We start from the raw sequence: 24,769 nt of genomic DNA, 5'->3' as shown, positions 1-24,769 counted from the left end.
CGCCAGCAAGCGCCTGGAATAGCGGGTAGCATGGCCCTCCTATTTGGAGGAAGTCAACGTGAATATCGCCATCCGCCCCGCGACCCCTACGGACGCGGCCCAGATCTACGCCTTCATCACTGAACTGGCCGTCTACGAACGCGCCGCGCATGAAGTGATCGCAAGCGCCGACGACGTCGCCCGCACCCTGTTCGCCCCCGGGGCGCCGGCCAAGGCCTTGATGTGTCTGGTGGACGGCAAACCCATTGGGTACGCCGTCTATTTCTACAGCTATTCCACCTGGCTAGGCAAGAACGGCATTTACCTGGAAGACCTGTACATCACGCCCGAGCACCGCGGTATTGGCGCCGGACGCGACCTGTTGCGCCACTTGGCGCAGGAAGCCGTGGCCAACAGTTGTGGCCGACTGGAGTGGAGCGTGCTGGACTGGAACCAGCCGGCCATTGACTTCTATGTGTCGATCGGCGCGCGACCGCTGGATGAATGGGTGCGCTACCGCCTGACGGACGATGCGCTCAAGCAATTCGCCGAGGGCCGCCGCCAGCCCGTCTAGAACTCGGGCAGATCGAACAGCGTGTGCAGCGTGGAGCTGGGCGCGGGCACGGACGCAAGCCGCTCGCGCCCGTCGTCAGTCACCAGCACCCGGACGGGGCGCAGCGCAACGCTGGTGCCGTCCACGCTGATGGCGGTTTCGACATCCGCCCCGGCCTTGATCGCGTCGATCACCTCGGAAGCCGACGCGGTGCCGGGTTCGGTGACCCAGCCCGGTACGCCGCGCTCGGCCTGGCCCCAGCGCACATAGGTGATGTGCCCGCTGACGGGCTCTTTTCGAACGGCGACGATCACGTAAAAAGACATCCAGGCCTCCCTAAAGTGGTGTGGCCAGGATCGTATAGCAAGTTGCCGGTGGTGGCATACCCGCCCGCGTCAGGGTTCGATATCGATGGCCGCAAAGGATTTCACCAGATCGTCCAGTTGCTTAAGCTGGGTCAGGAAAGGTTCAAGCTTGTCCAGCGGCAACGCGCTGGGGCCGTCGCACTTGGCGTTCTTGGGGTCGGGATGGGCTTCCAGGAACAGGCCCGCCAGGCCGACCGCCATGCCGGCCCGTGCCAGTTCGGCCACCTGCGCGCGTCGGCCGCCGGACGCAGCGTCCAGCGCCGAGCGCTGCTGCAAGGCGTGCGTCACGTCGAAAATCAGCGGACGGTTGTTCGTCACTTTCTTCATGACGCCAAAGCCCAGCATGTCGACCACCAGATTGTCGTAGCCAAAGCTGGTGCCGCGGTCGCACAGGATCAGCTTGTCGTTACCGGCCTCGGTAAACTTTTCAACAATGTTCAGCATCTGGGTCGGGCTGAGGAACTGCGGTTTCTTGATGTTGACCACGCGCTGAGTCTGCGCCAGCGCCACCACCAGGTCAGTCTGCCGGGCCAGGAAAGCCGGCAACTGCAGGATGTCGGCCACTTCCGCGACCGGCGCGGCCTGCCAGGGTTCGTGCACGTCGGTAATGACCGGCACGCCGAATTCCTTTTTGACCGCCTCGAAGATCTTCATGCCCTCTTCCAGGCCCGGCCCCCGGTAGGAATGGATGGAAGAGCGGTTGGCCTTGTCGAACGACGCCTTGAACACGTAGGGAATACCCAGCTTGCGGGTGACGCGTTGATATTCCTCGCACGCGCGCAGCGCCAGATCCAGGGATTCCAGTACGTTGATACCGCCAAATAGCACGAAGGGGCGATCATTGGCGCAGTGGATCGACGAGGAAATAACGACTTCTGGGGCGGTCATGATGGGCGAATCCTGTATAAATTTTGCGAGTGACAGTGCGTAATGTACAACTAGCCCAAGCCGAAAAACGCGCTTGCGGCCCAAGCCGGCCGTGCGGCGCGGGTCATCGCCCTGCCAGCCATGCGCGGCGTTATCGCTGGACGCGGTGGATATCCCTGTCCACAATGACCCGTCGCGGCCCGGCCATTGCGCCGGCCAGCATTTGAATCAAAGGCGGGCTCATGGGTTTCTTAGACACGCTGTTCCGGCGCACGCCCTCGCCGGACCAGTTCGCCAAGCTGTTCGTGGCGGCGGCGCGCAAGCAAGGCTTCGAGGGCGACGTGGCCTACAAGGCCGATGAATTCCGCCTGCTGCTGGGCGAAGGTTCGTACTTCAACCTGCATAACGCCTACCATGCCTACTGCAACACGCAGGGCGCGCAGCAAAAGCGCGCCTTGCAGGGTTTTGTCTCGGCCTTGGCCGGCAGCAAGCAGGCGACGCCGCAGCTGGCCACGGTGATCAGGCCGATGCTTCGCGCCGTGATCCGCAGCCGTACTGCGCTGGAAGACGTGCGCCTGCATCACGTGCGTACCGAAGGCGACGATAGCGCCTTCCACCCTGCTTTTCAGCCGTTTGGAGACGATTGCGTGGTGCTGCTGGCGCTGGACCACCCCGACGCGATCTCTACCCTGACCAACGGCCCCGAGGCCGCCTGGCAGTTGACGTACGACGAGGCCCTGGCCATTGCCATCGATAACCTGCGCGACGCGCCGGACAACTTCACCGAACTTGCGCCCGGCGTGTTCCGTGGCGCATGGGGCGACGGCTACGACATCAGCCGCGCCCTGCTGCCCGACATGATCGAACGCGTGCCGGTGCGCGGCCGGCCGGTCTTCATGATGCCCACGCGCGACGTGTTGCTCGTGACCGGTGACAACGACCCCAATGGCCTGACCACGATGGTTGAACTTTGCCATCAGGCGCTGACGCAAGGCCGTTCGGTCAGCGCGCACATGTACCACTACGAAGAGCGGCAAGCGCTGCGCTATGTGCCCAGGGATTCGTCGCTTGCGCAACGCCAGGCGCATCTTGCCCGCCTGCTCGACAAGTCCGACTACGACGCGCAGAAGGCCACGCTGGACCATATCCACGAAGAACAGGGCATGGATATCTATGTGGCCAACTACAACCTGTTCACGGCGGACGACGACCCGGTCATGTCGTTCTCGTTGGCGTCATGGACGCGCGGGGTCGACACGTCGCTGCCCAAGGTAGACCGCCTGGCCCTGGTGCGCCCCGAGGCCGAAGACGAGCTCGGCGAAGTCCGGGTGGTGTCTTGGGAACAGTCGGCACATCTGCTGGAGCCCCTGCTGACCAAAGAACCTGGGTACCCGGTTCGGTATCGCACGCGCGGCTTCCCCGAAGACGCCCAGCTTGCCGAATTGGACGAAGTGCCGTAATCGTGCGCCAACGCGCTGATCGGTAACGCCGGAGGACACCGCCCTCGCACGGTCGGCGGCGGCCTCCCGGCCCATCTCAACCCTTGATCTGCCTGGCCTCCAGGCTCCACAACGCCGGGTCGCTTGTGGATACACCCACCGCGCCGTGCTTGATGGCGATGCCGATGTCCGTCTGGTTGCACACGAACCCCGAAGCAACGATGGGCGGCAGGGCTTTCAAGTCTTGCTTGGCCATGTGCGTCAGCATGGGCGCCGGCATCAGCTGAACCAGGTTCGGGTCGCTTTGCTCCAGCGCCTTGACGCTGCGCGGCCAGGTCGAGCGGTCGGTCACGAACACCTTTTGCATGGTGACCATGCCCGCCCGGTTGGCGCGCTGGATGGTGGCCACGCGGGTGGATACCAGGCTGGCCACGCCGATATCGGCCAGGTATTCCACCCCGCCCTTGTCCTGCGACAGGCCCTCGCAACTGTCGATATTGACGATGGCGAATTTGCCCGCGCGGTTCAAGGTGGCGATGACGGGCGCCAGCTTGCGCAGTTCAACGTTGGCGACGATACCGATTTCGGCCACGCTGCCCACGAAGGTGTTGATCTGCTCAAGCCCGTACAGGGTCGCAATGACCGGGTGACGCGCCAGACATGCCCCAAATGACCTATCCATGGTTATCGATCTTCCTGACCGTAAAAGCGCTGATCGCTCAAGCCCAGCTTGCCGGGATTCAGCAGGTTCTGCGGGTCCAACTGGCGCTTGACGGCAAGCATCAGGTTGAACGCGCCGCCCAACGATTCCTGCATGTACGGCGCCCGCAACAGGCCCACGCCATGATGGTGGCTGAGCGCGGCATTATATTTAATCAGCACGGCGTTGGCGGCATCCCAGGCGGCGCGATACCACGTGGCGCGCTGCTCCACCGCGACGTCGCCGCGCAACGAAAAATACAGGCAGGCGCCATCGACGTAGGCATGCGACTGATGCGCGGACCCTGCCAGCGTGCCGGGCACCGCATTCACCGCCGCCACCACCTCGTCGTAGATGGCGGACAGGTCGCTCCAGCGCCCCGACATCTCTAGCGTATCGGCGACGAAGCCCGGGCTGCGCTTGAAGCCTTCGGCGCTTTTGCCGGTCAAATAGCGCGTTTCCAGCCAGCGTTCGAAGATGGCCTCGCCGTCGAGCTTTTCGCCCAGCTCCTCGCAGACGCCTTCGCTGATCTGCATGACGGCGTCCACCATCAGGCGCGCGCCCTCGTCGGCCACCAGCAACACGTTCAGGTCAGGCCGGTTGAACTGCACGCCACTTTCCAATTCGTCGTACAGGCGCAGCGCCGCGGGGTTTGCGCCGCGCTGCATGATCTCGCGGCAGGCCTCCAGGCCGATGGCAAAGGTCTTGAAACCGTAGGCGATGGCGCGGCCATAGTCGGGCAGCCTATGCAGCTTCAAACGCAGCCGCACAATCACGCCCAGCGTGCCTTCCGATCCGATGAACAACTGTTGAAGGTCCGGCCCCACGGCCGCGCGCGAGTAGCCGCCCACCGTGACCAGGCTGCCGTCCGCCAGCACCACGTCCATGGCGAACACCATGTCTTCGATCTTGCCGTAGCGTGTGGACAGTTGCCCCGCCCCACGGCAGGCTGCCCAGCCGCCCACGGTGCTGATGCCGAACGACGACGGCCAATGGCCCATCGTCAACCCATATTCTTTCTGGATGGTCTCTTCAAACACGTCGCCGAACATGCCGGCTTCCACGTCCACGATCTGGCTGTCGCGGTCCACCCCGATCAGCTTATTCAATTGGCAAACGTCCAGCACGATGCCGCCGCGCACGGGCAAGGCCGCGCCCGTGACGTTGCTGCGGCCGGCGGACACGGTGACCGGAATCCCTCCGGCATGCGCAATGCGCATGACCGCCTGCACCTGCTCCACCGACGACACCGCCACGATCACCGCGTGCGGCGTGGCGGGCTTGCCGCCCGTCTCCGACACCATCGACCCGGCCCACCAGTCCCGGGTCCAGGCCACCACGTCGCCCGTGGCGGTCAACACGTTGTCAGCCACGTGGCGCAAGGCGTCAAGCTGCGCGTCAGTGACGCGTACGGGGTCGCGCTGCAAACCGGCTTCAGCGCCGGTGCCTGCCAAGGTGGCGGCATAGGCAGGCGGCGTGTGCGCGCCCACCACGTAATTGCCCCGGTTGTAGCCGCGCTTGATGGCTTCTTTACTGATCATTGTTCCTCTCCCATGAGTATGGATTTTTCGAGCTTGATGGCAGCCAGGTAATCACTGACCTGCTGCGTGATGGTGGCTGGCGGCAAACCGAGTTCCGCCTGCAAGATCTGTCCCACCCGGTCGGCCGCTTGCGCCGAGGCGTCGCGCGCCATCAGGCGGGTACGCATGCGCCGGGCCAGTACGTCTTCGACCGTGCCTGCCATTTCATGGCGCACCGCGTAAAGCACTTCGGCTTCGGTGTAAGGCAGGCCCTGGACAATGGGCGCCAGCAAGGCCGGCGACGCCTGCATCAGGTCGCTGACAAAGCGCGCCTCGGTGCCGTAGCGTTCGCCCAGATGTGCCGACATGCCACCAGACGCCACGATGGCTTGCGGGTCGTAGCCGGCCGCCCCCAGCAAATAGGCCTTCTTGGTCTGGCAGGCATTGCGCTGCCCCAGCACCTGCTGCGCGGCGTCGATGGTCTGTTCCGCCATGTGCCGCGACGTGGTGAGCTTGCCCCCCACGATCGTGACCAGGCCGTCGGCCGACACGCGGATCTCGTGGTTGCGCTTGATCTCCAGCGTCTTGCCGCCTGGCGGCGCCACCAGCGGACGGCAACCCGCGATGCTGCCCACCACGTCTTCGGCTTGCAGGTCGGTCTTCAACGCCGAGCGCGCGCCTTCCAGCAGGAAGTCGAGCTCGCGCCGCGTGCAGTAAACGTCATCCAGATTGCCGTCGTAGTCTTCATCGGTCGTACCCAGGTACGACACGTCGCCCCAGCGCGTGATGGTGGCGCGGCGGCTTCGGCCGGGCACGGGGATGGTGACGGTGCAGTCGTTGCGGATCTTCATCCACGGCACGGCTACGTGCACGCCCTTGGCCGGACGCACATGCAAGGCGGGCTCATCGCCTTTTTTCGCGCCGGTCCAGTCGCGCAGCCACACCCCCGTGGCCATGATCACCACACGGGCCCGCGCGCGGATTTCGCGCCCGTCCGCGTGCACGATCACGCCATCGACCTTGCCTTGCGCGTCGCGCGTTACCGCCACCGCCTTGGCGTGGTTGGCCACCGCCGCGCCGTGAAAGGCGGCGGTGCGCGCAACCGTCAGCGTCAGGCGCGCGTCGTCCACCCGTGCGTCGTAGTACAGAAAGCCGCCCAGCAGGCCGTCCTCTTTGAAGGTCGGACAATGCGACAGAACTTCCGCCGCGGTCAGCTTCTGGTGCAGGATGCCTTCGCGCCAGCCGCCGGCCATGTCGTAGGTCCACAGCAGGCTTTCAAACGCCTTGGACAAGCGCTTGTCGAACACCCCGTCGCGTTCCAGGATGGGAAACAGGAACGGCAAGCGCTGCACCAGGTGCCGCGCATTGCGCCGCAAGCGCTGGCGCTCGTGCAGGGAATGGCGCACGAGGCCCAGGTTGCCCTGCTCGATGTAACGCAGGCCACCATGCACCATCTTCGAGGACTTGGACGACGTGCCCGAGGCAAAGTCGTCTTTCTCGATGACGGCGACACGGTATCCGCGCAAGGCGGCATCCAAGGCCGCATAGGCGCCCGTAATGCCACCCCCCACGATCAACATGTCGAATTGTTCACTGCCCAACCGGTCCAAATGTTCCTGCCGATTCAGGCGTAATGGCTCGGTGCTGGTCATGTCGGCCCGGTCCTTTCTGGGCTGTCTGGATAGCCACCCGATCATTTCTGCAATGCCTCCTGGTTGTCTTGCTTGAACTGTTTTACGTGCCCCAATTCCGACCCGACGCGGGCGTGCCACAGGGCACGTCGACGCGCGCGTTCACCGGCATCGACAGCGGGTTCGAACACGGCGTCGGTCACGATGGTCTTGCGGGCTTCGTGCAGCGAGGGCCACAGCAAACCGGACGCCCCCGCCAGATAGGCGATACCGCGCAGGCTGGCGCGGTCCGCTTCTTGCATGCGGCGTATGGGGATGCCGATCAGATCGGCCTGGATCTGCAACAAGGGATCGCTGCGCGACAGGCCGCCACCCACCACCAGTTCCGACACCCGAACGCCCGACGCTTCCTCATCCGCCTCGATGCAACTGGCGACCGAGTGCGCGATGCCTTCCAGAATGGCGTAGGCCACTTCGGCCTGCGTGGTGGCCATCGACACGCCGGTCAGCGAGGCGCGCGCGGCGGCTTCCATACGTGGCACGCGCAGGCCGGTCAGGGCCGGCACGAACGTCACGCCGTTTGAAGAGTCCACGGTTTGCGCCAGCGCGCTGATCTCGTGCGCGTCCTTGAACCACTTCAGCTTTTCGCACACCCAGTTCAACGCCGACCCGGTCGTCGCCACAAAGGTCTCGACCGCAAAGTGCGACACCCCGCCCTGGCGGCGCGCCGTCATCGTCAGCGAGCCGTCGGACATGCCCGCATTCGCGGGCGGCTCGGTACCGATGATCAGGTCCACAAAGCTGCCGGTGCCATGCACGCACATCGCCTGCCCACGGTCCAGGCAGCCCAGGCCGATGGCGCCCGCGTGCTGGTCGCCGGCAGACGCCAGAATCGGCACGTCGATGCCAAGGACCTCGGGGCGGGTGCGCCCGAAGTCATCGGCGTCCTGACGCAGCGTGGGCAACAGCTCGTGCGGGAAGCCCAGTTCCTGCGCCCATTCCAGGTAGTAGCGATGGTCGGCCAGCACGTAGGCGCCCGCGGACGTGGCGTTGGTCGGCGTGGTCACGCATTCGCGCCGTTGCGAAAAGTGCCACAGCAACCAGGTGTCCACGGTGCCGAACGCCAGCCGCTTGTCGCGCCACGCATCCACCACCTGCGGCGTATCTCGCAGATGGCGCGCGGCCCACAGATACAGCGAGCGCACGCCCACCGGCCGACCGACGCGCTCGCGCAGCCGCGCATCCCATTCCGGCGCCAGCCGGTCCAATTCATCCACAAAACGGGTGTCTTGCCAGACCATGGCCGGCACCAGTGCGCGGCCCGTATGCGTATCCCACAGCACGGCCGTGGCACGCTGCGTGGCCAGCGCCAGCGCAACGATCTCCTGCCCGGCGCGCTGGGCATCCGCGATGGTGGCGCGGCAGACGTCGATGGTCCGGTCCAGGATGTCGTTGGCGTCCTGCTCCACCACACCCGGCCTGGGCGAGTCCACATGCAACACCGCGTACTGCAGGCAAGACACCTGCCCATCGGCGGACACCGTGGCGGCACGCGTGCCGGATGTGCCTTCGTCTATGGCCAAAATCACATTCTTGTTTGTCATCGCGAGGCTTTCCCAATGGCGGGGTCCAGGGCGGGCAGCACAACGTCGTCCTTGAACTGCGGCGCGCCGGCTTCGTTATCGGGGTTGATGGCGGTGCGGGTGGGATCCCACTTGATCACGAAGCAGATGATGCTGGCGACAAGCGGCACGATCGACAGGATCAGGAAGGTCTTTTCCAGCCCGTAGTTCTCGCGAAAAAGCGGGAACACCAGCAGCCCGATCGCGGCGCCCGTCGAACCCAGCGCGCCGATGATGCCGTTGGCGCCCGCCCGCAATTCGCTGCGAAACGACAGCGACGACAGGCTCTTGCCATTGGCGCCCGGACCGCCGGAGTGGAACAGGATGAACAGCGAGGGCACGATGACGGCCACCCACAGCGGCATCTTGCCGTGGAAGGTGCCCAGGATCAGCAGCATCAGGAACACCGCGGCGAAGCCGAACGCCGACGCGCGCCGCAACCCCAGCTTGCGGCCGATGTACGGCGACAAGAAGCCGCCAAAGATGCCGAACACGTTGAACACCAGAGCGCCGATGGTGGCGAAGATGAAGTCCTTGCCGAACAGGGCGGCGCTGATCAAAGGCAAGTACCAGCCCACGGCGAAATACTGGATCGACTGGCCGATCTGAACGGTGGCCGCCAGAATCGTGCGCGGCAGGTAGACGCCACGGAAGATCAGCAACACGTTGGCCATGCCGCGCTTGGCCTGGTTGGTCACCGGCACCCGTTCATGCACCGGCGCGGCGGCGAAGGGTTGGCCATAAATGCGGGTCATGGCGCGCGCCGCCTGTTCGACACGCTCTTTGCGGGCCAGCCAGATCGGGCTTTCGATCATGTAGCTCAGTTGCAGCACCAGGATGACGACGGCGAAGACAGCGGTGGCCGCCACCGAATAGCGCCAGATCGAATCGCCCACGTCCCAAGAGAAGAACAGCATCGCCAGCAGCAGGTTCGTGCACACGGCCGTGTACCACATGCCCTGCCAGGTGTTCAGCCGGCTTTTGAATTTCAGCGGCGTGAACTCGGCCAGCACAGCCATCGCAATGGCGAAGTCGATGCCGTAGGCCGCGCCGACAAAGAAGCGGCCCACCAGGATGACTTCGAAACTGGGCGCAAACATCACCAGCAGCGCGCCGATCACGGCCAGGAACTTGGCGATGATCAAGGGCCGGATGCGGCCCCAGCGGTCAGCCATCCACCCGCCGATGGGGTTGAAGGCGATGGCGACCCACGCCGCGAACGACGTCATCAGCGCCACCTGCCCGGCGGTCAAACCCAGGTCGCGCGTCATGGGGCCCAATGCCGCGCTCAAAGCGGAATTGGCGAAGGCATCCAGAAACAGTCCGCCCAGCGCCAGCCACCAGATAAGGCCGGCCCGGCCAGTAATACCGGGGCGTGAATCGATATAAGCGATGACATCGTCGATGCCACGTATTTTTACGGTCGATGATTGCACAGTCGTCTCCTCTTGGAATTATTTCTGTAAGAGGTCGACGCAAACTGCGCGCAATAAAAGACCACCCTACAGATGGTCTTTTATCTAAATCTGTGCGGTGACTTTATGGGTTGCGCACAGGGGTGTCAAGAAGAAGGCGTATCGGGATAAACCCTGTTTCCCGACGCTTTTGTGCGCTGGGAAAAAGTATCCAAAGCACCAGAAAAGTATAAGGAACGCGATTAATTTATATGTTTTTTTCTTTATTTTTCAATGACTTGCATTAATTTTGCAAGCAGGCAAACTACGCGCATTCTGAAATTCCACCCAACAAGCCGAAAGAGGATTTCCATGCGCTTAATCACCGATCAAGAACTCAGCAATATGTCGACCGAGAACAAGCGTCGTCGTCATATGGAACTGGATAAGAAGCTTGAAGTGGCGGCCAGCCGTGGCTGGGCCTGCGCCCACCGCATTGAAGCCACCCGCGCCAAGGTGCACGCGGCGATCCAGTCGGATGTGGAATTGGGCCGCGATGTTGAGCAGCGCACGGAAAAGCGGCGCGACCGCGTGAAGTTCAAGAACTGACCGGCTGAATCCGGAGGTTCGCGACAGCTCCGCAGGATTCGCGCCTACTCCGCAGGATTCGCGACAGTTCCGCGGCCAGCTCCAAGCTGGCCCAAAAACAAAAAACCCCCTGGCTCAACAGCCAGGGGGTTTTGTCATATTAGTGGTGCGAAGGAGGGGACTCGAAAAGCTATTATTGGCGCGGCTTTCCGGGTATTTTGGGGCCAATTTGGGGCCACTCGATCAAACTTCGTCGTGGACAAATTCCAGTCCCGAAGCGACTCCCCAGTCCGTCAGCATCGCTCGCCAACGACGCCGTAGCGTGGCCATCCATTTTAGCGCCATGGGCAACCACATATACTGGGCGTTCAATAGCGAGGGTTCTATGTGCAGCCACTATCAGACGCTGAAAGACGCCGAATTGCTGCTCAAAAAGTTCGGCGCGCCCACAAAGCCGTCCGCCGTTGGCAAGTACGACATGTGGCCCAGGTATCAGGGCGTGTTTGTGCGCAGGCCCGTGGAGCATGACGCGGGCGACGAGGCGGTGCCGGAGCGCGAAGCCGTGGCCGGCCGCTGGGGTCTCATCAGCGCAATGACCAAGCCCGAAGGGCTAGACAAAGCCGGCAAGCTGTCCACCTTCAACGCTCGCAGCGAGACCGCCCCCAAGTCCTTCACCTTCAGCAACGCATGGCGTCGCGCACAACACTGCATCATCCCGGCGGATGCCATCTTCGAACCGGACTGGCGTTCCGGGTCGGCAGTGCCCACCCGGTTCACACGGGCTGATGGCGCGCCGCTCGGCATCGCGGGCCTTTGGGACCGGTGGCGCGATGCTGCCGGCCAATGGCAAGAGAGCTACACCATGCTGACCATCAATGCGGACGATGACCCGCTCTTTCGGCATTACCACCAGGCCGGCAAGGAAAAGCGCATGGTCGTCATCCTGCCGGAAGGCGCCTACGGCGACTGGCTGACCGCGCCGACCGAGGCGACCCGGGACTTCCTGGTCCCCTTCCCCTCCGACAAGCTCGTCGCAACTCCGGTGAAGTGACCCCGTTTTTGCTGCAATATACTGTTTTTTTATACAGTATTTAGGCTGCAAACGATGCTCTGTACCGTCACCCGCACCCATTGCCTGGGCGAAAAGCGCCCCGACCGCGATCCCGGCCCCACCATCACCGGCACCGTCCGCATGTACTCGATCATGCGCGATGACTTGAAGCGCTACGTGCGCGTCATGACCATGGACAGCCTCGCCACGTTCGGCGCCACAAAGAAAAGTCCCATTCCCGACCTGCTCCAGCCGGAACTGCTAACGTTCGCGTCCGACCGAGGCATGATGGTCTGCGGCTTCGAAGAAATCGACGGCAAACGCTACTACCAAGGCTGGTGGATGCAGTGGATTGGCGAATGATGCGCCCGACCCTTCTCAAGTAGTCTTGCAACACTATTGCGAACGTCATTCCAAGTCGGCAATACTGGCCTCTCCAATCACCATTCTTTTGGAGGAAATGGCAATGCAACGCGATGACATCCAGAAGCTCGGCGCGCAAGCCGCCCGAGAGGGTCTTAGCCTGTTGGATTGTCCTTATTTACGCACTTCGGAGATGCCAGGCCACTGCGGTGGCTCGATTGCCGAGTGGCGAGAAAAAGTGGAGGCATGGGAAGCCGGTTGGCGCAAAGAGGTGCGGAGCCGCCCGTCTGCCGTCAGGAGCCGGGCTCACCGCTTAGTCACCCAACACCGAAGTCCGCCGATAGTCCTCGGCGCGAGCTAACGTTCGATAAAACGAGGCCCCCACTGCCACCAACCTAGCGCATTCGTCCGGACTCAATTTCGGGCTGACTTCGACGACACAGTTTGCGAACTCTGTCAGTACGTCAGCCCAGTCGTCAAAATTGCGACCAGGGGAAGTTTGAACGATCATCTTTGCAAGTAGTTCGTCTCGTAGCATTGGTCGTACCTTTCAATTTCCGCACCGAGCGCGTGTGCAGCAATTTCAATGCCTACGGCGGGCCCTGCCCGACTGGCGCCCCAGCGACGGGGCGCTTTTTCTTGCCAAAGCCTGGCGCTAGCTTGGCCCTCAACCTCATGGCTGATATGCCGAACTGTTAGGGCGGTGCTAACAATGAAGTGCCACGGGAGAACGCGCTGGCCGTTGGCCTACAAAATCCATCCCGATGCGGACGCGCGAGCTTTAGAAGGAGACATTTATGGCGTCCGGCTCCCGCCTGTCCGATGTCATCGTTAAGCTGCCCGATCGATCCACCTTTCGGGTAGAAAGGCGCCTAGTTATAAAGCGCAGCCCTGATTGCGCGTCGGTCCACCAGTACGTTTGCACCCTCCCATCAGGCGAGGCTGTCATGTGGCTAGGCGATGGCAAATACCGACTGCCGAACGGCTGCATCGCCGTAGCTGTGGCCCACAAGCGGCCCGTCGACTGATACGCAGGAACACCGCTTGCTGCTCCGCCCGTTCCTATAAGGAGGATTCGCATGTCAGACGATCTTACGAACCGAGGCCCACAAGACCGGGCTCGGATCAACGTGAACGAAGACCACGAGCTGCGCTACTGGACCAAAGAACTGGGCGTGAGCGAACAGCGACTGAAAGAGGCGGTGAAATCAGTCGGCGTCTCCGTCGAGGCAGTGAAAGAGCATCTTAAGAAATAGCTACGGCGCGGCGCGCACGCCTTCATACGCCCCCTCGCACGTCAATCCTGCGATGCGGGCGCGGTCTGCAATGCTCGCAAGTTCTTCAGCTCGGTCGCTAACCCTGCCGAGCATGTGGGCGAGCAAATCGACGGCGGCCGCCCCTGTCGGGCTTCCGTCGGCAGCGGCGGGATCTCGGGCGACTGCGGCGCGAGCCAACGTGTAGGCGCGGGCGCGCAGCCCGTCACGCTCAGCGCGAGCACCAGCAGCATCAGCCGCCGCGACCGCGGCTTGTTTCGTTGCATCATCACGAGATTTCTCCACTGCGGCAATGCGCCGCTTTCCTTCTTCTAAAGCCGCGTTGACGGCTGCAACAGTGGCCTGGGCGTGATCGGCCCGTTCTTCCGCATTCTCCCGGCGCAGTTCCGACAACTGTGCGTCGTACCGCCAGCCCTGCGCCTTCCAGGCCGCGCCACCGGCAACGATGGCGCCCACCACAAGGGCCACGGCATAGCCCTTCCAGCCCACTAATGCGCCTGTCAGCTTAGCCAGCGCGTTCATGGCGCCACCTCGGCGACAGCTTGGCGGTAGAGGTCCGGCCAAGTCTGCGGGTGCGGCTTACCGGGGCGCCAGGTGCGCAGGTACAACGCCCAGGCGGAATCAGCGTCACCCACAGCCGGCAGGCGGCCCGGATCGCTCCATAGAAGCAAACGCGCCAGGCCAGCGGCCAGCACATCGTCGTTCTCGATTGCATCCCAGACTTCGGCATCGCGCGCAGGCACACCCCGCGCCTGATACAGCGCCGCAGCTGCCGCGTGTGTTGCAGGGTGCAAGCGGACGCCATGCACCATGCCCCCACCCTGCTCTGCCTGCCAGAAGCTCTTGGCTGGCCCAGTAAGGCGCGGCGGGTTGCCAACGAGTTGGCGGCGATGTTCGAACCGGCTTTCCTGCAACCCGATGGCCAGCAGCATCACGCGCGCGGCCGGCGTGTCCATCTGGTCCGGCAGTAGGGATAGCGCGGGTTTGATTGCAGTCTCGATAACGGTTTGCAGATCCACAATCACCCCTCCCCACCAGGCCGCACGCCCAGAATCTTCGCGCGGACCTCGGCCACCCACTCAAGCAGCCCCTTCTGGCGCATGCTTGCCATCCATCGCATGTACGCCCCCAATACCCACCATGCAGGAAGCCCAGCCAACAGCATGCTCGGCCCCAACACGTAGAACTTCGCCAGTAGCGCGTCATCGCTACCTGCCCCGTGGTGCGCAAGCCAAGTCATCGCCTCCATGAGGCCGGGCTTCCACGCAATGACCGCGCCAGCCAGAGCCGGGCCGAACAGGAATGAACACGCCACAGTCGATATGGTGCGCACCGTAAATTCCCGCGCCGAACGCGGCGGCATGATGAGCAGGCCAAGCATGGCCGCAACCGCTGCCGGCACGCCATACGCGGCCGCGACCTTCAAAGCCGCGAGGCCTCCCAGCCCCGTAGAACCTGGTTCCATAGTTGCACTGCTCCTGTAGACGGTGCGCATGATTGCCTCCCGTTTGGACGAAAAAACGCCCGCCAATGTGGCGGGCAAGAATCTATGGCCGGCGCTACGCAGGCAGCGCGTAGTGGCTTTCAGAATAGGCGGCCAAAATCGCCCGTTCTTCTGCCGTCAGCACCGAATGAAAGACAAACAGGTCGTAGAGGCGGCCACCGAATGCAGCGTTGGTCACTGAAGAACCAGCCGCGCTAAGATTGCCGCCAATGAGCATGCGGCTGTTGGTGTTCATCGGGTTTCCCGGCGCATTCGTGGGAGCCTCTACGCCATCCACATAAAACTTCAGGCGGTTGGCAGCGGGGTTGGCGTTTGGCTGGCGAGCCGCAAGCATGAAATGCGGACCTCCGGAGGCCGGGTAACCCGATGCCGCAGTCACCACGGCGGCGCCAGCTTCCCGGACCCACACCGTCTTGTCCTCGGTGCCGACATAGAAAATCGCCGATGCCAGCGACCCAGTTCCACCGCCCTGCTCGTTGCCGAACACCCCTTCGTTTGCAGCCTGCGCCGCCCCGCTTGGTTGTCCGATCCAGCCAAACGTCCAAGGACTCGGGCCAAGCGGCCACAAAGCGGCGTCCGCAGGCGTACTCAAGATCGTGCCCAGGGCGGCATTGAACTGGAGGTAGGACTTACCGTTTTGCCCGCCCGGAGTCAGCACGGGCCAAGCGGCGCGCCGCAATGTGAGCGGGATATCGTTCACGCGGTCGCGCCAAGCTCCATCGCCCGCAGCAGGGTTGAACATCGTGTCCGCGCGCCACCAAGCCTTCAGGCTGGGGATGCGCGACACCTGTACCTCTAGGTCCGACACAGCGACGACAGGCGCGGTAGCCGGGGCATTAACGCCAATATGGCGAGTGATAAGGGACGTCATAAATTATCTCGCGTTAAAGAGTTCGGCGTGTTGCTTGATGATTTGGAACACCAGTTTGTGACCTGCCTCGTTGGGGTGAAGCGGGTCGGCCTCGCTAAAGAGTTGCTGTCCGGCGTCGAGGGCATCCCGCATCTGCGGATACAGGTTCAAGAAGCTGACTCCAAACAGCCGCGCCAGGTTCTGTTGGCATCGCGCCAACTCGCGCTGCGTGTAGAACTTGCCCTCTTCCTCGAGGGTCGCGTACCCGGCGACCATGGTGACCGTGGCATGGGGTCGATTCGTCTGCAACCACCTGAGAATCTGCGCCATGTTGCTCTGATGCCAAGTCGTATTGGCAGGCGGCGTGGAGGCCCCGCGGTCATTCGTCCCAAGAGCGATGATGAAGTCCGTCGCGCTCAGCGCAATCCCTTCCGTGAGCAATAGGCGATCGGTCGCGGGTGTCGGCAGCCAGGACGCTGAGGATGTGCCGCTTATGCCCTGGTTCACAACTCGGATTACTTTATTGCGCCGCATTCCTTCCACGTTCAGGCTCACGCCGGAGGTGTTAGTAATCCGCACGCGGGATAGGTGATAAGCGGGCATGCTGATCACCAGCGCGTTACCCCATGACTCCGCCGCATCGTTGAATGCCTGCTCGGCGACCCGGACCCCGTCCACGGCCACAGTGAACAGTCGCGTGGCCGCGTCCGCGACCATCCCATAGATCAATTCGAAGCTCTCGGCCAAGCAGTCGAACTCGACGTATCCAGCCGGCGGAACAACAAGAGCCGCCGCCGCCACCGCTGGCTCGGCTGTCGCCACAGTCTGTCGCGGAATCGCCGTTCCATCACCATCACGCAAGACGATAAAAAATGCGTCCGAAAAACCTGCAACTTGGAGCTGGGAAAACGACCCAGAGCCGCCGGCAGCAGCCCCAGGCGCTACCTCTACAACGGGCTCGGCGTCCAATGCGATGTTCAGATAGCGACGCCCAAGGTAGTAGCGCAGCAAGTTTGCCCAAGACGTGGCCACCAAGCTTGATCGAGGATCCGTAAGCCGATGATCGCGAGGGCTGGATGGCCCGGTATTGGAGGCGCCAACACCCCACGTGATACTGTCCCCGATCAGGTGTGCATTCACGTCCTGGGCAACATTCGAGCACCGCAGGACCATCTCCTGCAGGCCGCTTTCCGCGACGGCCGCGCCACTAACAAGCGCGTCGACCTCCAATTGCAATTCCGAGATCCAGGAGGGGTCATAGATCTTTTTGAAGTCCGTGGCCGAAGTCATTTGCCAGCGCTGGCCACCCCGAGTCCAGAAACTGATTGCCCGGTCCCCCTCTCCGACGTTTACCTCCAGGTAGTCGCCCACGGTAGGCGCGGCCACAGCTACACCTTTGGCCTGAAGACTGCCGTCCACTTGCAAGCTGCCCGTCGCGCGTAGTTTGGCGTCTCGGTCCATCCCGAACAGCAGTTTGCCAGTGCTCTTATCCGTGTGCGCGAACGCCCACCCGTCGATACCCAGTTTGGCCTGGTCTGACGTCAGTGTCTCCAACGACTGAACACGCTCCGCGTTTCCTTCAGTCTGGTCCCGCACACCTTGCAGCGCCAACGTGCTTGCGGGCTGGATTTCAGACCATACCCAGTCCGCACCATTCCAAACATAGTCGCCATTGTTTTCAAGAGTCGAATCGCTCGTGACTCGTCCGGTGCTGGGCACGGGGCGACCGATATCTGCCTGCATGGCCGCCTTCGTCAGATAGGTCTTGATGTCCGCCGCAGCAGAGGCAGCGTCCAGGGCTTCCACACGAAGCGTATGCAGGTTTTTGACATCGCTGCCGGCGCGATTGATGTTGGGCGCACCCACAGCACCGTTCGCAAACTCGCCCAACGTACCGGCATCCACGCTGCCGTTGAGCAATTCCTGCTTGGTAAGAAATACAGCCATTTGGCTCTCTCAGTAAAAAAGCCCCGCACTGGGCGGGGCTCGTCTGGGGATGGTCAAGAACTATGCGTGAAAATCGAAATCGTTCTGGTAGTACCTAGCGTCGTAGTTAATCGCCTTCAGCGGAATGGTTCCGTCGTCATTGGCAGCATCCTTCTCGGTCAAGATGAAAGCCTTGGCGGCCCGCGTATCGCTGGCCTCCGTGATGATGTAGCCAGTTGCGTTGTAGCCCTCGCCTCGGCAAACGATCGGCGTGCGCGGCTGGCGCTCCAGCAGCGCCAGCCGCACGGCACCACCAGGGCTTACGCCCATGCTTTCGACCAAGCCGTCGCTGTTTTGCAGGAAGATCACGTAAGGGCCGACGCCCCATTCGAACGGCTGGGACAAGGTCACCAAGCGCCCGTTTTCGTCATCGACGTCCGTGATGTCGCCGTCCTGGCTACTCGCCAACGTATTGTCGGCGCATAGGATCCGCTCACTTACGCGCAGCAGATTAGCCTCCGGCAGCCCATCGAACTCCGTGGATTCATCGTGATAGCGGATCTTGTTCCACCGCCGGTAGGCATGGATGGTGGCTTGCGCTTCCATCCGCACGCCCACGGACTCCACGCGAAGCGGGTTCACGGCCGACCTGTCCGCCGGCAAGTAGATCGTGACCGGCGCGTCGTTCGCCGGGTCAATCCATTGAAACTCGACGCCGTCATACTCGTCGTCGCTTCCCTCGGTGCGCTGCTCTGATCCTGGCAGCTTGTTCCGGTGGCAGAACAGCACGGTTGAATCCTCGGTGGCGCGCTCAAAGAACAGCCGAATGACGCTTCCGCGACGATAGGCCCTGCAATACACCGCCTCCGCGATCATCGAAAGCGTCTCCTCGAAACTGAGGTTGTCGCTGTCGATGGTGTAGTCGAAGCGCGCCACGTCCACACCGAAGTAATCGCGAATGTCTTGCGCCGTTGCATAGATATTGTCAAAGTCCACTTCGGCCGGCGGGCGGTTGCCGATGAGTGGATCAAGGCAGACCGCCGAAATGATCTCGGCCACGTTGGTGGTCGGGTAGAGCTCGGTCGTGAACGTCGAGCCAGAAATCCGCTGCGGCAGTTTGCGGGTCACCAGCAGGTTCAGCTTGCGTTCCTTGACCGCCAGCGCGCCGTCCGTGGCCAGGGTCACAGACTGCACCGTCGTGACATCGCCGAAGTGCGCCTGCTCGACCGACGAGCAGGCATACAGGTCGCGCCACTTGATTTCGTCAACCACTGACCCCTCAAAGTCGGTATCAGAATTCGTCAACCGCCGCGCCCGGAACCGCCAGCGCGCGCTGGCCGCACCCGTGAGCTGAGCGTCCAGCGTATCCGCCCGAACCGAGCGCGTTACTGCGGACCCCAGAATGGTCCTTTCGAAGGCCAACACATCCCCGTAGGGCGTGCCAGCGGCATCCACGCGCTGGGCTTCTATGCGATAAGTCACTTCACGGCGGTACTGCTGGCGGCCGTTGTCCTTGTACAGGCCATTTAGCGCGATCACGTTGGAAATGATGCGGGTAATGGGCCGCACGCTCTCCACAATGAACCAGCCGATCCAGCGCTCGCCGGTGGTGGTGATCGTCGGGTTAAGCACAGACGACTGACCACCGTAGCTCTCTTGCATCACAGTCCAGTTGGGATTTACTGCGGAAGGGGTGTTCAACGTCAACAACGCAGACGTCACAGTGGTCACGGCATAGGTTCCGGACAGATCGAATTGAACAATGTCCGACGGCCTTGTGAGCGCGGGGGCCCCCTCCACGTCAGTGGGGGCTGTACGAAAGGCATTCCAAGCCGCTGAGTTTTGAGACACATCAATCCGCAAACGCGTCACGTCAGTCCCAGGCAGGTAGCTGACACTCAACACGCCATAGATGCCCGTAACGTTGCTATTTGCGGTATACGTGAAATCGCCGTCCCCACCCGTGGTGTCGGTCCACGTCACGTATCCGTTAGAAAGCGTGAGAATTTGGCCTTCCGACCATTCGGCTGCGTGGTTCCCAACGATGTCAACTTCACCCCATGACGGCGACGTCGAGGGATCGGTCCGAAAAATGGCGCCTGCTGGAGGCGTGTAGGTAAACGTCCCTTGCGTCTGCCGGGCGTTCTGCACCGCGATCACGTCACCAGGGATAAACAGCTCGGAAAAGTCTAGATCCGCATCCTGCGACACAATCTCGTTCGGCGACCTGAACACCATGCCGCGCCGGATTACGCTGCCATAGTCCTGCGGCTGTAGGGACTGCCCGTTGACGCTGTTCGCACGCTTTGCCGTCGTCACCGCCAAATTGATCGCGTTCCCAATCCGCAGTTGCGGAGCATGGCCGCTGTTCGCCGACGTGAACGGCGCGTAGACCTCCACCGATGCCCCAGGGATTTCCGCGATCAGCGTGGTGTCGTCGCGCACGTCGTACACCTCGTGGGCGCCGCGCCCGACGCACATGTACGAGACTTCCTTTTCTACATGGTTCTCAAACACCAAGTAGGGTTGTGCGAGCAAGTCCGGGGTTGATCGGACCTGCCCATAAATGTCAGGCACCCGGCCATTGACGCGCACCTGGTTGGTGCGCTCCGAGAGACCATTGTTCGGCGATTCCTTCTGTACATTGCGAGCGGTCTGGTTCGGCGGATCCTGTGCCAGGATGGACGTCAAGATCATGGATGCGGCGGTCGTGATTAGCGCCACCGCCAGAGCAGGCAGGAACTGCGGCCCCAGCGGATAAGCTTCTACCACGAACGGGCCAGGAAGTGCCCGCAGATCGGTGATATCCGCCGGCCTCTCGGGCCGCACGGAACGCCCGGTAGCCATGTCAGTGATGCGGCAGCCAGCCGGCAGGCGCGGTCCCAACTCCGCCTTCAGGAACGCATGCAGGTCCGCCACCTGATACGTCTCGCGCTTCCCGTCAGGAGCCCGGTATAGGTGAACTGTCGTCATGCGTAGAACCTCATATTGCGATACAGCGCCGTCTGCGCCTCAACCGGGAAGAACGAAGCGCCCGATTCATTGATGTGAAGCAACCGCCCACGCACGCACACGGCGATATGGGCGTCGCCGTGAAGAGTTTCCATGAGCGCGATGGAAGGCAGCACCGAGGGGCCTAGCAGCTTGCGCATGCCGCGAAACAACCTCGACAGCCGCCCGGCTGCAAAATCCTCTTCTGTGACCTGATGCAGCCGCCGGTCGCCAGTCAAATGCTCCCAAGCGTCCGCAGCGAAGTGCAGGCAGTTGTAGGTCTTCCGGTCGTAGACCCTGCACAGCAGGAAGTCGATGCTCATAGGTACCCCAGCAGCATCGGGAACAGGTCCGTGCGATACAGCATCCCGGTCTTCGTGACGTTCGTCTGCGGCGCCATGCTGTCGCACTGCGCGCCGTCGCGGTTCCTGACGATCTTGCGAGCCTGTAGCGTGACGGGCCCAACCATCGGCGTTTCCAGGTCATCCGAACGGTAGGCCCGGTACCGGACTGTAGGGGGAAACGTGCGCAGTGTGCCCGCCTGCCGCGCGCGCTCGATCTCGTCAGGTAGGATCTCGCCCAGATCCCCCAGCGTGACCGATATCCCGAAATCCAGGTTGCCGCGGTCGTCCAACTGCCTGAGTCGCATGGGCACGTACTGCCAGAAAACTAGCTCGCCGGACTCTAGGCGAGCCCAGAATCCCCCTCGATACTGCGACTGGAGCCGCCAAACCTGCGAGAAGGCCGGCTGGCTTATTTCCAGAGTTTCCAGTTCGGCGGTACTCTGCGGCGCGCCGAAGTAGAAGTCGATGTATTGGGCGTCATTGTCGTCAAGCATAGGGCAAGTCCTCGTTCACCAATTTCGACAATAGGTCCAGGATCTCCTTTGCCGCCGGAACGCTGCCGTATATCGACAGCATGGTCACCAGCGAGCCCCAGTAATCCAGGGTGGCGTCATCAAACTCAGGCAGCGAGTCAACCTCCAGTTGGAACGTTACTGTCCAACCGTTGCCGCCGATTGGCACCGGCCGGGCCGTCCCGGGCATGAAATGCGCGACATACCTTCGGCTGGTGCTGCTGTCGATGATCAAGTCCGCATAAAATGGGCCGCCACCCAGCCGTCGCATGTTTCGCCAGAATCCCATCAGCACGTCGTACTCCTCTCCGAAGACAACGTACGTGACGGGAACCATGTGCGGAGCGCCTTGCACGCCGGCTCGATAGCGGCCACTTCCGCCTTCCAGGCTGATACGCTGCGAGCCATCACCTAGGTTCGGCCCATAGCCGGCCTGAAGCGGCCGAAAAGGCATTACAGGAAAGTTGCTCATCGCTTTCGCTCAGTCTTGAAGTTCTTCGTCATAGCCCGCGCCCCCCTCGAATTGGGCCGACCGAGTTGCGACTCGATCATTTGAGGTCCCTGCGCAAAAACCTGGTCGCGCGCAATCAACACGACATCGTCACGGGTCAACTGTTCGGCCGTATATTCTTGGGGTGTACCGTTGTTATGGATGGTTATCCGTGGTGGTTGCCCTGCACTGGCTGACGGGGCAGACCTCATCAAGGGAGCAACAAAGCCGCCCTCAAAGCCCCCAAATGGCAACCCGACTCCTGCGTTCATGGCGTCAAGCGCGCCGCGACCGATCCGCGCTGTCGCAGCGGCATTCAATACGTACTCCTGCCCATGCACCAAGCCCGTGATTTGATCGCGTGGCTTATCCCCGGTATAGCCACCGCCGTCAAGGAACATAAGTCCATCCCCAGCGGCACCCACATCAGCGGCTGTTGCACTTCCTATGCCCGCTGCTCCCCCACCCAAGGCGCCGACGATGCTGCCGACCATGCCCACAATCGCCTGCCGGGTTGCAATTCGCGCCAGATCCGAGAGCACTGAAGTCGCAAAGTCTTTGAACGACAGCTTCCCCGTGGTGGCGAACCGGACAATTGCATCCTCCATGCCCTGAAAAGCACTGGAGAACATGCCCTTGGTCTGATCGGCCACGTTCGCGGCGGAGTCCAGATAGTTGTCCAGCGCCGACGTGGCGCCGTTCTTCCAGTCCCCTTGTGCCTTACGCACCTGATCGAAGTACTGCTGCTGCATGGACAGCCGCAGACCCAAGTGTTCTTGCAAGAGCGCCGTCTCGCTCCGGTAGGTTTCCTGCGAGATCTGTCCCGACGCCATTGAGCGATCAAACTGCGCCTGCTGGCGCTGGTGGTCCCGCAAGATCCCCTGCCGCGCACGCAGTTCCTCTTGTGCACGGTCGCCCAGACCCACGCCGGCCACCTGGTCGACGTACTGCTGCTGCTCAAGGTCGCGTGACGAAGCAAGGCTGGCACGCAGCGCATCAACCTTGGCCGTTTCCTGCTTGGTGCGAAGCTCCTTTTCTGCCGCCACGTTCAGATCGAGTTGGCGGCGCAGCAGGTCCTGCTGAGCAAGCAGGCTCTTTTGATCTGCCGTCAGAACCTTCTTGTCCTTCAGGTCGGCAATCTGCTGTTCAAACTCGGCCCGCTTCTGCCCCCACGTCGCAAGCTTCCCCTCGCTTGTAATCTGCGTCTGAAGGGACGCTTCAGCTTCGCGGTACTGCTGCAACAGCTTAGTTGCGGAGTCTTCCGTATTCGCCTTGACGGCGGGGTCCTTGTACTTCTCGTTGATCTGGTCGATCAGCTTCTTTTGCGTCTCCAGGGTCGCGCCCGTGAGATCAGCGTCCTTCTTGACTTGCGCAATCTCCCTTTCGCGCTTCTGGCGGTTGGTCTCCGCTTCCTTGGCGAGAGCTGACAACCGGGCTGCGGCGGCTATCCTCTCGGCTTCCTGGCGTTTCTGCCAGCCCACGATCGCCGCTTGGTCGGCCTGCTGCTGAAGCATTGACGCTTCAGCATTCAGGCGGCTGCTCTCCCGCTCCAGCGGGCGAGCGCGCCGGCGCCCACCGCGACCACCATCCCCGAAGAACGCCTGCGACTCGTCCGTTTGCGGGGTCGCGTTCGCGCGCATCTGCACGAGCTCTGCATTGACAGCGCGTAGCTTGCTCGTGAGGTCATCAAAGCTCGGCGCGCGCCCCAGGCTCTTCATCGCCTCCCAGGCGCCGCTGGCCCCCTGCTTGACCGCATCCCAGGCGGTTTCCAGCGTGCCCAGGTTCTGCCGCACCTCCTCGGCCTGCCGCTTCGCCGCGTCCGCATATGTGCGCTGTGCAAGCGCGGCGGCTTCCTGCGTGCGCCCTTGCCGCTCAAGGCTGGCGATCTGCTGGTAGATCTCCAGCGTCAGGAAATGCTGCTGCTCATTCAGAGCGGCGATCGCCTCGGCCGGTTTGCCGCGCAGGGATTCGAATTCCTGCACGGTGTCGGCGATGGCCTTGCCGGTTGCGCGGTTCATCGCCACCGCAGCGACGCCGACAGCCTCCATGTTCTGGCCGGCGATCTTGCCAGAGCCTGCGATGAGGTTCAGCGCGTCCACCGCCTTCCCACGCGAACCAGCTACATCGGCAATTCTCGTAGCAAGGTTCGACATGCCCGCCGCCGTCTGACCGACAGCATTACCACTCAGGATCAGAGTCTTGGTGAACTGTTCCTGTTCGGCGCGGCCCGACGAGAGGGCAAGCGTAAAGGCTGCGACTGCCGTCGCCGCAATTGTCCAGGGGCTCACAAGGCGCGCAAGGGTACTGCCCAGCGCCCGTGCTGCTGGAACGATGCCTCCGAACATATCTTTCAACTGGCCGCCCTGCTGAAGCAAGACGGTAAGCGGCTGTTGGCCGCCCTGAAGCGACACAACGATATCGGTCAACTGCGCCGGCACGCCGCGAAGGGCCGCCGTCTGCTGTGCTGCGCTAACCCCGTACTGGTTCAACTGCTTCGTGGCGCCGGCCGCTGCGGTACCAGTCGCGGCCAGCTTGGTCTTGAGTTCATCCAGGATCGAAGTCGGAACACCGCGCAGAGCCGCGTTATAGAGGATCTGCTCCTTTCGGGTCATCCCGATCATGTTGGCCTGATTCACCAGCGCGTCAACACGGCGGCGCTCCGCAGCGGCCAGCTTGGTGTAGTCCGCCTGCGCGGCCTGCGACATGTCGCTGGTGCCGCGCTTGGCCGACGCAATCGCACTATCGAACTGGGAGGTATCGACGACGATGTCGAGCCGCGCAGTGCCAATGCTTTCCTGTGCCATAT

At 62.5% G+C, this 24,769-nt stretch carries 24 protein-coding genes; 7 read left to right on the top strand and 17 right to left on the bottom strand.

From position 1 onward, the window contains the following. The first annotated feature begins 58 nt into the window (after nucleotides 1–58). A complete protein-coding gene (locus tag M2361_RS04130; RefSeq protein WP_259246355.1) occupies nucleotides 59–553 on the top strand; it encodes a GNAT family N-acetyltransferase in 495 nt (164 codons plus the stop codon). Here M2361_RS04130 and M2361_RS04125 read toward each other — a convergent pair. Beyond that, nucleotides 550–858, bottom strand: a complete 309-nt coding sequence (locus tag M2361_RS04125) for a carbohydrate isomerase (protein WP_100856299.1) — start codon at nucleotides 856–858, stop codon at nucleotides 550–552. The genes M2361_RS04130 and M2361_RS04125 overlap by 4 nt on opposite strands. Before the next feature lie 69 nt (nucleotides 859–927). After that, on the bottom strand, nucleotides 928–1,785 hold the full coding sequence (kdsA, locus tag M2361_RS04120; protein WP_100856300.1) for a 3-deoxy-8-phosphooctulonate synthase: 858 nt from the start codon (nucleotides 1,783–1,785) through the stop codon (nucleotides 928–930). Nucleotides 1,786–2,006: 221 nt separating this feature from the next. Here kdsA and M2361_RS04115 point away from each other — a divergent pair, with 221 nt between their 5' ends. Further along, nucleotides 2,007–3,224, top strand: a complete 1,218-nt coding sequence (locus M2361_RS04115; RefSeq protein ID WP_259246353.1) for a hypothetical protein — start codon at nucleotides 2,007–2,009, stop codon at nucleotides 3,222–3,224. A 76-nt stretch (nucleotides 3,225–3,300) separates the two neighbouring features. Here the strand turns inward: M2361_RS04115 and M2361_RS04110 are convergent, their stop codons facing one another. The 5 genes from M2361_RS04110 to M2361_RS04090 are packed head-to-tail and all read right to left on the bottom strand — an operon-like array spanning nucleotide 3,301 to nucleotide 10,112. Then, a complete protein-coding gene (locus M2361_RS04110) occupies nucleotides 3,301–3,885 on the bottom strand; it encodes a glycerol-3-phosphate responsive antiterminator (RefSeq protein WP_259246352.1) in 585 nt (194 codons plus the stop codon). 2 nt (nucleotides 3,886–3,887) lie between these two features. Continuing rightward, a complete protein-coding gene (locus tag M2361_RS04105) occupies nucleotides 3,888–5,444 on the bottom strand; it encodes an FAD-binding oxidoreductase (protein ID WP_259246351.1) in 1,557 nt (518 codons plus the stop codon). Then, entirely contained in the window at nucleotides 5,441–7,120 is a 1,680-nt protein-coding gene (locus M2361_RS04100) for a glycerol-3-phosphate dehydrogenase/oxidase (RefSeq protein WP_259246347.1), read from the bottom strand. Before M2361_RS04100 ends, M2361_RS04105 begins: the two co-directional genes overlap by 4 nt. Then, entirely contained in the window at nucleotides 7,117–8,658 is a 1,542-nt protein-coding gene (locus M2361_RS04095; RefSeq protein ID WP_259246345.1) for an FGGY-family carbohydrate kinase, read from the bottom strand. Before M2361_RS04095 ends, M2361_RS04100 begins: the two co-directional genes overlap by 4 nt. Beyond that, nucleotides 8,655–10,112, bottom strand: coding sequence for an MFS transporter (locus M2361_RS04090; protein WP_259246344.1), 1,458 nt, complete (start codon nucleotides 10,110–10,112; stop codon nucleotides 8,655–8,657). The genes M2361_RS04095 and M2361_RS04090 overlap by 4 nt, the downstream gene beginning before the upstream one ends. A gap of 330 nt (nucleotides 10,113–10,442) precedes the next feature. Here M2361_RS04090 and M2361_RS04085 point away from each other — a divergent pair, with 330 nt between their 5' ends. From M2361_RS04085 to M2361_RS04070, 5 genes are all read left to right on the top strand, one after another. Then, entirely contained in the window at nucleotides 10,443–10,679 is a 237-nt protein-coding gene (locus M2361_RS04085; protein ID WP_259246343.1) for a toluene tolerance protein, read from the top strand. Between the two features lie 364 nt (nucleotides 10,680–11,043). Further along, nucleotides 11,044–11,709, top strand: a complete 666-nt coding sequence (locus M2361_RS04080) for an SOS response-associated peptidase (RefSeq protein ID WP_259249233.1) — start codon at nucleotides 11,044–11,046, stop codon at nucleotides 11,707–11,709. A gap of 54 nt (nucleotides 11,710–11,763) precedes the next feature. Next, nucleotides 11,764–12,072: a hypothetical protein gene (locus tag M2361_RS04075; protein ID WP_259246342.1), complete on the top strand. Its 309-nt coding sequence runs from the start codon at nucleotides 11,764–11,766 to the stop codon at nucleotides 12,070–12,072. A 97-nt stretch (nucleotides 12,073–12,169) separates the two neighbouring features. Then, entirely contained in the window at nucleotides 12,170–12,433 is a 264-nt protein-coding gene (locus M2361_RS28990) for a CrpP-related protein (RefSeq protein ID WP_310508906.1), read from the top strand. A gap of 718 nt (nucleotides 12,434–13,151) precedes the next feature. Beyond that, a complete protein-coding gene (locus M2361_RS04070) occupies nucleotides 13,152–13,328 on the top strand; it encodes a DUF3606 domain-containing protein (protein WP_259246341.1) in 177 nt (58 codons plus the stop codon). Here the strand turns inward: M2361_RS04070 and M2361_RS04065 are convergent, their stop codons facing one another. The 10 genes from M2361_RS04065 to M2361_RS04020 form a co-directional block, all read right to left on the bottom strand. Next, on the bottom strand, nucleotides 13,329–13,868 hold the full coding sequence (locus M2361_RS04065) for a DUF2514 domain-containing protein (RefSeq protein WP_259246340.1): 540 nt from the start codon (nucleotides 13,866–13,868) through the stop codon (nucleotides 13,329–13,331). Beyond that, nucleotides 13,865–14,365, bottom strand: coding sequence for a hypothetical protein (locus tag M2361_RS04060; RefSeq protein ID WP_259246339.1), 501 nt, complete (start codon nucleotides 14,363–14,365; stop codon nucleotides 13,865–13,867). The genes M2361_RS04065 and M2361_RS04060 overlap by 4 nt, the downstream gene beginning before the upstream one ends. Before the next feature lie 2 nt (nucleotides 14,366–14,367). After that, on the bottom strand, nucleotides 14,368–14,811 hold the full coding sequence (locus tag M2361_RS04055; RefSeq protein ID WP_259249232.1) for a hypothetical protein: 444 nt from the start codon (nucleotides 14,809–14,811) through the stop codon (nucleotides 14,368–14,370). 94 nt (nucleotides 14,812–14,905) lie between these two features. Next, nucleotides 14,906–15,721, bottom strand: a complete 816-nt coding sequence (locus M2361_RS04050; protein ID WP_259246338.1) for a hypothetical protein — start codon at nucleotides 15,719–15,721, stop codon at nucleotides 14,906–14,908. Nucleotides 15,722–15,724: 3 nt separating this feature from the next. Further along, nucleotides 15,725–17,647, bottom strand: coding sequence for an SGNH/GDSL hydrolase family protein (locus M2361_RS04045; protein ID WP_259246337.1), 1,923 nt, complete (start codon nucleotides 17,645–17,647; stop codon nucleotides 15,725–15,727). Between the two features lie 60 nt (nucleotides 17,648–17,707). After that, nucleotides 17,708–20,599 (bottom strand): host specificity factor TipJ family phage tail protein, encoded by a 2,892-nt coding sequence (locus M2361_RS04040; protein WP_259246336.1) that lies wholly within the window; start codon nucleotides 20,597–20,599, stop codon nucleotides 17,708–17,710. Then, a complete protein-coding gene (locus M2361_RS04035) occupies nucleotides 20,596–20,940 on the bottom strand; it encodes a hypothetical protein (RefSeq protein WP_259246335.1) in 345 nt (114 codons plus the stop codon). Before M2361_RS04035 ends, M2361_RS04040 begins: the two co-directional genes overlap by 4 nt. Continuing rightward, nucleotides 20,937–21,455: a DUF1833 domain-containing protein gene (locus M2361_RS04030; protein ID WP_259246334.1), complete on the bottom strand. Its 519-nt coding sequence runs from the start codon at nucleotides 21,453–21,455 to the stop codon at nucleotides 20,937–20,939. Before M2361_RS04030 ends, M2361_RS04035 begins: the two co-directional genes overlap by 4 nt. Continuing rightward, on the bottom strand, nucleotides 21,448–21,945 hold the full coding sequence (locus tag M2361_RS04025) for a hypothetical protein (protein WP_259246333.1): 498 nt from the start codon (nucleotides 21,943–21,945) through the stop codon (nucleotides 21,448–21,450). The genes M2361_RS04030 and M2361_RS04025 overlap by 8 nt, the downstream gene beginning before the upstream one ends. Then, complete coding sequence (locus M2361_RS04020; protein WP_259246332.1) at nucleotides 21,942–24,767, bottom strand: phage tail tape measure protein; 2,826 nt, start codon at nucleotides 24,765–24,767, stop codon at nucleotides 21,942–21,944. Before M2361_RS04020 ends, M2361_RS04025 begins: the two co-directional genes overlap by 4 nt. Between the last annotated feature and the right edge of the window lie 2 nt (nucleotides 24,768–24,769).

Source organism: Achromobacter sp. JUb104, from assembly GCF_024806975.1.
Classification (GTDB): domain Bacteria; phylum Pseudomonadota; class Gammaproteobacteria; order Burkholderiales; family Burkholderiaceae_B; genus Achromobacter; species Achromobacter spanius.
Note: the sequence above shows the minus strand (reverse complement) of the source record. Positions and strands in the feature narration are given on the sequence as shown.